This window comes from Clostridia bacterium, assembly GCA_014360065.1.
Lineage (GTDB): Bacteria > Bacillota > DSM-521 > Neomoorellales > JACIYF01 > JACIYF01.
This window is the reverse complement of the sequence record JACIYF010000110.1, coordinates 1-8151: the sequence shown is the minus strand read 5'-3', so window position 1 is coordinate 8151 and position 8151 is coordinate 1. Positions and strand designations below refer to the sequence as shown.

The window sequence follows — 8151 nt, the reverse complement described above, 5'->3', positions numbered from 1 at the left end:
AGCTGGGGATGGTTCCATCGACCTGGCCTGCCTGCCGGAAGAGATTCGCAGCTACTCCCGGTCCCCGGCAGTACAGTCCTTTAGTTTGACCGATCACCGGCAAAAGAAGAGGGCGCAAGCTGCCCAAAAGGAGCGCCAAAAGATTATTACTCTGTTGGCTAAGTTCGGAGCCAATGTCAGCCGTGTAGCCCGAGAGATGGGGGTTTCCCGTAATACCCTCTATCGCAAGATGAAGCGGTACGGGATAGAGCGTTGACATGGTTGCGCCGGAGTCTGGACTCATGGGCTCATCCAGGGCCGGCCTTGGCCCGGCAGAGGGCTAGTATGGTTACACCAAAGTGACACTTGCTTCTAACCTCGGGATGGGGCCAACGCTTCTGCCTCGGGTGTTTTCATGGCCTTAGGTGCCTACGCCTAGGGCTATTTCTTTCCGCCCAATGAAGCTATTATTAACAGTCAGGTTACGCTAAGGTGACAGTATTGCGAGTTATCGAAGATACTGGCAACCAAGGTTGAACCCGCCTGCCTTTAGGCATGGCGGGTTTTTATTCATGGGCGAGTTGGTGGCATGCTAATTGCTTTCTTTAAGTAGGCAAGTAGCTGAAAGGTAGCAGGTGCCCGGAAACTGGGGCCAAGGGCGCGGGCAGGAGGAAGTAAGGTAGCCCGCCGGAGCCCGAGACAGAGATCTAGCCGGCTCCGCGCAGGCTTTGGAGCGATGGGGCTAAGGCTGGGCGCCGGTAAAATATGGTTTCTCGGAGGGGTGGAGGTTGTGGCACGCAAGCGCTACATAGTCGAGATTGGCACCGGGATCGACCTGCACGGAGGAGATGTCACCAAGGCGGCCCAGCGGGCGATCGGGGATGCCATATCCCGGAGCTGCCTGTGCGGGCTGTTTGACATCATTGGCCTCAAGGATCCGAACCAGATGGACATCGAGGTCAAGGTAGCCTGTCCGTACCCGGAAAAGGTCAATCCCCAAAAAGCTCTTCAGGCTATACCCTTTGGCTCGGCCCGGATAGAGTTGGTTTCGGGCGGGCTGACGGCAAGGGGCTTGGAGTTGCCGGAGCTGGGCGAGGGGGACACGGTGGTGGTGGCGGTGGCTGCCCTCACCGTCTACGTTGAGGTTTAGGCCAAGAACTCCAGCGCGCAAGCCAGCCGGCGGGCCTAGATGACATGAAAGGACTGGTTCTTACAGGGAGGTGATGGATGGCCGCCCGCAGGCTCCGGGCATAGGGCTCGTGGGCTGGTTCCTGATGGCGGGGTATTGTTGTGGTGGTGTAGTTGGCGTGGCGATATAAGGTTGCCGCCAGAGCTAGGAAAGTCCAAGACACTAAAGGAGGGAACCTGAATGGAGCTTACAAAAGAGAAGCTGCTTAGTATGTACAGGACCATGGTGCGGATCCGGACCTTTGAACTTAAGGTAGCCGAACTGTTTGCGGCCGGCAAGGTGCCTGGCTTTGTGCACCTGTATGTTGGAGAAGAAGCGGTGGCCACAGGAGTCTGCGCCAACCTTACTGACCAGGACTATATCACTAGCACCCACCGAGGCCATGGCCACCTGATCGCCAAGGGTGGCCAGACCAAGTTGATGATGGCCGAGATCTTTGGCCGCGCTACTGGCTACTGCAAGGGCAAGGGAGGATCTATGCACATCGCCGATGTCGGCCTGGGCATCTTAGGAGCCAACGGCATTGTTGGCGCGGGCCAACCCATCGCCACCGGTGCGGGTTTGGCCTGCAAGTACAAGAAAACCAACCGGGTGGTAGCTTGCTTCTTTGGGGACGGCGCTTCCAACCGGGGCACTTTCCACGAGGCCTTAAACATGGCTTCCATATGGAAATTACCGGTAATCTATGTAGCTGAGAACAACATGTACGGCATTTCCAATTACCAGCGCAATCATATGAATGTGGCCGATATCGCTGACCGGGCCGCTGCCTACGGCATTCCTGGTGTAGCGGTGGACGGAAACGACGTGGTGGCCGTATATGAGGCGGCCGCCGAAGCGGTAGCCCGGGCCCGCAAGGGCGATGGCCCCAGTCTAATCGAGTGTAAGACCTGGAGGCATCGCGGCCACTTTGAAGGCGACCCCGCCATTTACAAGAATCCCGAAGAGCAGGCCGCTTGGCTCAAAAAGGATCCTATCCCCCGCCTGGAGGCTAAGCTGCTGGACCTGAAATATGCTACCCAGGCCGACCTGGATCAAGTCCAGGCCGAGGCCACTGCCGAGATCGAAGAAGCGGTCAAGTTTGCTGAATCCAGCCCGATTCCCAGTGCTGACGATGTCCTGACCGACGTTTATGCAGATTAGACAGGAGGGGTGAGAGAATATGGCACAGATGACCTATGCGGAGGCAATCAGGGATGGCATGCGGGTGGAAATGCAGCGGGACCCCAACGTCATCTTGTACGGCGAAGATGTTGGCCTGTTCGGAGGCTGCTTTGGGGTTACTGCCGGGCTGTTGCAAGAATTTGGACCCGAGCGGGTAATCGATACGCCCATAACCGAGACTGCTATCGTAGGCAGTGCCGTGGGAGCGGCGGCTGCAGGCCTAAGGCCCATCGCCGAGGTCATGTTTGTCGACTTCATGGGCGTTTGCATGGATGAGCTCCTTAACCAAGCCGCCAAGATGAGGTACATGTTTGGTGGTAAGGCTAGGCTTCCCTTGGTAGTGAGGACGCCGTGCGGTGCCGGCATGTCAGCGGCAGCCCAGCACTCCCAATCGCTAGAGGCATTGTTTACCCACATTCCGGGCTTAAAGGTGGTCATGCCTTCAGACCCAGCTGATGCCAAGGGGCTGATGGTAGCGGCCATCAAGGATGACAATCCGGTTATCTACATCGAGCACAAGCAGCTCTTAAATGTTTCTGGAGAAGTGCCGGAAGGGGAGTACCTGGTCCCGCTTAGCCAGGCAGAGATCAAGCGCGAGGGTTCTGATGTCACTATCGTGGCCTGGTCCTGGATGGTGTCGAAAGCTCTAGCGGCGGCCGAAATCCTAGCCAAAGAAGGGATCAACGCCGAAGTGCTTGACCCCCGCACCCTAGTACCTTTGGACAAAGAAGCCATCCTCAAGTCAGTGGGAAAGACCGGGAAGCTAGTTATCGTCCATGAGGCGGTAAGGACCAATGGTTTCGGGGCCGAAATCGCTGCCATCGTGGCCGATGAAGGGTTTGACCTTCTAGATGCTCCTATCAAGCGGGTGACGGCGCCCGACACCCCCATTCCCTTTGCGCCGGTGCTAGAGAGCGCCTACCTGCCCAATGAGGAAAAGATCGTAAAAGCGGTCAAAGAGTTGTTTTAGGGGTTGATGTTGACCAGGGTAAGGGAGCTGAGGGCAGGACTGGCCTGTCTGGCTATTTTGGGAGTGGCATCGAGGGGGTAGGGGAATGGCTGCAGTGGGGATTATTGCCAACCCGGCATCCGGCAAAGACATCCGGAGGCTGGTGGCCTACGGTACCGTCTTCGATAACCAGGAGAAGGTCAATATCGTACGCCGCGCCCTGCTGGGCTTGGCAGCCACTGGCATTGAAGAGGTAATTTACATGCCTGATTACTACAGCATCGTTCCTAAGGCCCTAGATGGCCTCTACAGCCAGCACCGGCCATCCCTAGAGGTGACTCCAGCCGAAATAGAGTTAACCGGAACCCAGATAGACTCCTGCCAGGCTGCGCTAGCCATGAATCGGCATGGGGTGGGTTGCATCATTACTTTGGGAGGAGACGGCACCAATCGCATGGTTGCCAAGGGATGCGGGGATATCCCTTTGGTGCCCATTTCCACCGGAACCAACAACGTTTTCTCGAAAATGGTGGAGGGAACTATTGCTGGCTTAGCGGCTGGCGTGGTGGCCAGAGGTTGGGTTGCCAGCTCTCGGGCCGTCCGACCTTCCAAGAAACTAGTCATTTACAAGGATGGCACTCCGGTGGATATAGCCCTGATTGACGCGGTAGTGCTTCAGGATAGCTTCATCGGCTCCCGAGCAGTATGGGATGTGAAGCGCATCCGCCAGGTGGTGGTTACTCGCGGCGAACCCCACAATATCGGTATTTCGTCCATTGCCGGCCACCTCGAACCGGTGGCGAGCCAAGAGAGGCGCGGCTTAATGATGGAATTGGGCGAGGGGGGACGGGAGCTGATGGCTCCCATCGCCCCCGGCCTGATTGAGCCGGTGCAAGTGAGGAGTTACCGCAGCCTGCTAATAAATGAGAAGGCAGCAGTAAGAGACGTTCCCTGTGTGATAGCCCTCGATGGAGAAAGGGAAGTGGAAGTGAAAGAAGGAGAGGAGGCCTCCATCCAGCTTACTTTTGCGGGACCTCGGGTGGTGTATATCGAGGAAGCCATGAGGGAAGCGGTGGCTAGGGGCTATTCTCGGCTGGGAAGCAGCTGTGCGATTTCTAGATTGGTTAAGGAGGCTAAGTAAATGGCAGCACCGATCACTATGCCCAAGCTGGGGCTGTCCATGAAAACCGGTACAGTGGCCAAGTGGCTAAAAAACGAAGGAGATAGCGTAAAAAAGGGCGAGGCGGTCGTGGAAATCATGACCGAAAAGATCACCAACGCGGTGGAATCCCCTGCCGATGGCGTCCTACTTAAGATTGTGGCTCCTAAGGGCGCTAAGCTTCCCATCGGTGCCCTCTTGGGGGTGGTGGGCGCCGTCGGTGAGGATATTTCGGCCTTGCTGGCGGCAGCGCCTAGCGGTGGCGCGGCAGCAGCGCCAGCTGCGGCGGGTGGGAGAGTAAAGATTTCGCCGGCGGCTAGGAAACTGGCTGAGGAGAATGGCATCGATTATACCCGCCTGACCGGAACTGGGCCGGAAGGGCGGATCACCCGGGAGGATGTAGAGAAGGCAATTGCTGAGGGGGTGCCGGGGGCTGAGGAGCGGCCAACCCTAGAGATCATACCTTACGAAGGCATGCGCCGGGCCATCGGGGAGAATATGGCCAATAGCTGGAACATAGCTCCCAAGGTCACCCACCATACCAGCGTGGACCTGTCTAAGCTGCTGGCCTTGCGTAGGGATATCAATGAAGGGGTTAAGGAGAGGGACAAGGTTTCCATCACCGACCTGCTGGTGAAGGCAGTAGCTAGGGCCCTGGAGATGCGGCCGCGCATCAATGTCACCCTGGATGGCGATCAGATCAAAGTGCTGAAGGACATCAACATCGGGGTGGCCGTGGCTCTGGAGGATGGCCTTATCGTGCCGGTAGTTCACAACGCTAACCAGAAAAGCCTCTACGAGGTCAGCAAGGAGGTCAAGGACCTGGCCAAGCGGGCGCGCCGCGGAAAGCTTGAGCCCGATGAGGTAACCGGTGGTTCCTTTACCATTACCAATGTGGGCGCCTACGGTTCAGTAGACTGGTTTACTCCCATTATCAACCAGCCGGAATCGGCCATCCTGGGCGTGGGCCGGACGGTGGAGAAGCCGGTGGTAGTTGCCGGCCAAGTTGCTATCCGGCCCATGATGGGCCTTTCCCTAGCCTTCGATCACCGGGTGATCGATGGCGCGCCAGCAGCAGAGTTTCTCAAGGTCCTAATAGATCTAATTGAGAACCCCCATAAGATCTTTATCTAGTAAAGAAGCGTAGGGTTGAGCGGGCCTAGCCAACTGGCGGACCGCGGGCTGGGCACGGCAGCCTGACTGAGGATCGGGGACGTGCCCAAAGATGGATAGCTAGCGGTTGATTACTACGAGCGGAGGTTGACAACAATGGTGCGGGATCCTAACGAAATGATGGCAGAACTAGGGAAGGGAATGGCGCAAATCGAGGAGGAGTGCCCGGAGCTTTCAGCAGCTTTTGTACAGATGGATCAAGCAGCTTATGTGGAAGGCGAATTAGAGAGGAAGTATAAAGAACTGATCGGGCTGGCGGTGGCCCTTTACGCCAGGTGTGAGTACTGCATCAACATTCATGTCAAGCAAGCCTTGGCCGAGGGGGCTACCCGCGAAGAGATCCTAGAGGCGGCGGCTGTAGCCATATCTTTTGGCGGGTCTCCATCCATGGCCTACCTGTCAGTTAACGTCTTGAAGGCGTTGGAGGCTTTTGAGGAATAGAGTTTCGGCCTCGGGAGGCCAAAAGAGGGGTGGAGCAAAGTTGGCCAAGATCGATAAATATGAAATGCCTGATGACCTCTATTACACCCGGGACCATGCCTGGGTAAAGGTGGAGGGTAACCGGATTCGCATTGGGGTTACCGATTTCATGCAGCAGAGCGCGGGAGAGATTACCTTTATTCGGGTTCCTAGGGTGGGCAAGGATTTGCAGGCCGGAAAAACCTTGTTTACCTTGCAGTCGGGCAAGTGGGCCGGCAAAATCCAGGTACCTATGGACGGCAAAGTGGTAGAAGCTAACAAGGATTTGGCTGCCAACCCCAAGCCGCTCAATGCCGACCCCTATGGCCAGGGGTGGGTGGCGGTAATGGAACCGGTGGACTTGCAGGCAGGGCTGTCCCAACTGCTCCACGGTGACCAAGTGGAGCCTTGGCTCAGGGAGGAAATAGCCAAGCACGCCCGGTAGAGCGTAGGGGGTGAATCCAGGGGCACCGATCCCGACGCCCATGGGAAGAGGTGGAAAGGCTGTGAAGCAGGAGATCCTTCGGCAGATCAAGGAAAGTTTTGGTCCCCGGGCCACCGATGCCCAATTTGAACGCTTTCTCTACAACCGGGATTTAGCGCCGGTGCCGGCAGTGCTGGCGGACTTGCTTTTCAAGACTACTCCGGACCTGGTGGTGCGCCCAGTTAGCGCCCAGGAGGTAGCTCAAGTATTGAAGTTGGCCAGCTCTGCCGGAATCTCCGTCACCCCGCGGGCAGGAGCCTCAACCGTCTACTTCGATTCGGTGCCAGTCAAGGGAGGCATTGTACTGGACCTCAATATGTTGAAGGGGGTCGTTGACCTAGATGCTGAGCAGATGACGGTCACAGTCAAAGCAGCCACTACCTGGGGGGAACTGGAGCGCTATCTAGGCGCCCGGGGCTTTGCCCCGAAATCCGTTCCTAGCAGCGCTCCTGCTGCTAGTGTTGGCGGCTGGCTGTGCATGATGGGCTACGGCATTGGCAGCCTGAAATACGGCCCCTTGGCTTCCCAGGTAAAAAGCGCTGAGGTAGTCCTGCCCAGCGGCGAGATCCGTAGGCTTACCGCCGCCAGCGACCCACCCCTGGCCTGGTTGGCGGGGTCGGAAGGTACCTTGGGCATTGTCACCCAGGTTGAGGTGGAGATCCGCAAGCGAACTCCCATGAAGCATTTCCTCCTTTGGGCGCCAGAGCTAGAGGAGATACTTTGGGCGTTGGCTCAACTGGCTGGGGCTGAGATAGTTCCCTACAATCTACATTTTACCGATGATCCTTGCTTGCGAGCCATGGCCAGGCAGAACATTGCTCCCGGGGGCGTGACCTCCGGCTACTTGCTGGCGGTGGATTATGAAGGGGACGAAACCGAACTAGATCAGGCTGAGAAGTTGATGTGGGACCTGATGGCAGGAAGAACCGGGGTTTCTTTGTTACCGGAGCTGGTGGCCGAGAAGGAATGGCAAGAGAGGTATAAGGCCCTAAGGCTCAAGCGCGGCGGGCCTTCGGAACTGGGGGGTGAAGTTTTTCTGCCCCTATCCGAACTGCCTGGATATCTTGTTGACATTAAGAGGCTGGCCGCCCGTTACCGAATGCTATTTTGCTCTTATGGCCATGTGGTTAGCCAAGAGAGGATAACCATCATGACCTTGTTCTTTGCCGATGAGACTAAGGTCCTTGACTACATTTTAAGCCTTAGCCTAGTAAAAAAGATTCAGGATGTGGGTTATCGCCACGGCGGGCATCCTTACGGAGTAGGGTTATGGAACACCCCCTACCTGAGGCGCATCTTTGGCCGCTCGGAGCTTCAGGAAAAGCGGGCGCAAAAAAGGCAGCTTGATCCCCAGGGGATCATGAACCCTGGCAAGTTGTATACCTGGCCGGCCTTACTTCATCCCCTCAGCTTTACGGTGGCCATGGGCTTAATGGCTGAGGTCAAGAAGTATGTAAAAGGGGGTGCACGGGCGTGACCCAGGAAAACCAAAGTTTCTTTACCTCCCTTGAGCGAGAAGCGTTGACCTGTGGCCGGTGTGCTGTTGCCGCAGTTCCTGCCCGGTTTACCAGCTAGTAGGCTGGGAATCCGCTTCC

The 8151-nt window shown here is 57.0% G+C and carries 9 protein-coding genes; all 9 read left to right on the top strand.

The window, feature by feature from the left end; genetic code table 11:
* The coding region (locus H5U02_12500) for a helix-turn-helix domain-containing protein (GenBank protein ID MBC7343238.1) at positions 1-256 on the top strand (256 nt) is incomplete at its 5' end.
* 513 nt (positions 257-769) lie between these two features.
* Positions 770-1129: a Lin0512 family protein gene (locus H5U02_12495; protein ID MBC7343237.1), complete on the top strand. Its 360-nt coding sequence runs from the start codon at positions 770-772 to the stop codon at positions 1127-1129.
* Between the two features lie 219 nt (positions 1130-1348).
* Complete coding sequence (locus H5U02_12490) at positions 1349-2311, top strand: thiamine pyrophosphate-dependent dehydrogenase E1 component subunit alpha (GenBank protein ID MBC7343236.1); 963 nt, start codon at positions 1349-1351, stop codon at positions 2309-2311.
* A gap of 19 nt (positions 2312-2330) precedes the next feature.
* A complete protein-coding gene (locus H5U02_12485; GenBank protein ID MBC7343235.1) occupies positions 2331-3302 on the top strand; it encodes an alpha-ketoacid dehydrogenase subunit beta in 972 nt (323 codons plus the stop codon).
* A gap of 85 nt (positions 3303-3387) precedes the next feature.
* On the top strand, positions 3388-4422 hold the full coding sequence (locus H5U02_12480; GenBank protein ID MBC7343234.1) for an NAD(+)/NADH kinase: 1035 nt from the start codon (positions 3388-3390) through the stop codon (positions 4420-4422).
* A complete protein-coding gene (locus H5U02_12475; GenBank protein MBC7343233.1) occupies positions 4423-5574 on the top strand; it encodes a 2-oxo acid dehydrogenase subunit E2 in 1152 nt (383 codons plus the stop codon).
* Between the two features lie 135 nt (positions 5575-5709).
* Complete coding sequence (locus tag H5U02_12470; protein MBC7343232.1) at positions 5710-6054, top strand: carboxymuconolactone decarboxylase family protein; 345 nt, start codon at positions 5710-5712, stop codon at positions 6052-6054.
* Positions 6055-6094: 40 nt separating this feature from the next.
* Complete coding sequence (locus H5U02_12465) at positions 6095-6517, top strand: glycine cleavage system protein H (GenBank protein ID MBC7343231.1); 423 nt, start codon at positions 6095-6097, stop codon at positions 6515-6517.
* Between the two features lie 61 nt (positions 6518-6578).
* On the top strand, positions 6579-8033 hold the full coding sequence (locus tag H5U02_12460; GenBank protein ID MBC7343230.1) for an FAD-binding oxidoreductase: 1455 nt from the start codon (positions 6579-6581) through the stop codon (positions 8031-8033).
* Positions 8034-8151: the final 118 nt, after the last annotated feature.

Bases quoted from the DNA above. Each gene is read 5' to 3' on its own strand.
- H5U02_12490 (MBC7343236.1), top strand. From the start codon at position 1,349: ATGGAGCTTACAAAAGAGAAGCTGCTTAGTATGTACAGGACCATGGTG.
- H5U02_12485 (MBC7343235.1), top strand. From the start codon at position 2,331: ATGGCACAGATGACCTATGCGGAGGCAATCAGGGATGGCATGCGGGTG.
- H5U02_12480 (MBC7343234.1), top strand. From the start codon at position 3,388: ATGGCTGCAGTGGGGATTATTGCCAACCCGGCATCCGGCAAAGACATC.
- H5U02_12475 (MBC7343233.1), top strand. From the start codon at position 4,423: ATGGCAGCACCGATCACTATGCCCAAGCTGGGGCTGTCCATGAAAACC.
- H5U02_12470 (MBC7343232.1), top strand. From the start codon at position 5,710: ATGGTGCGGGATCCTAACGAAATGATGGCAGAACTAGGGAAGGGAATG.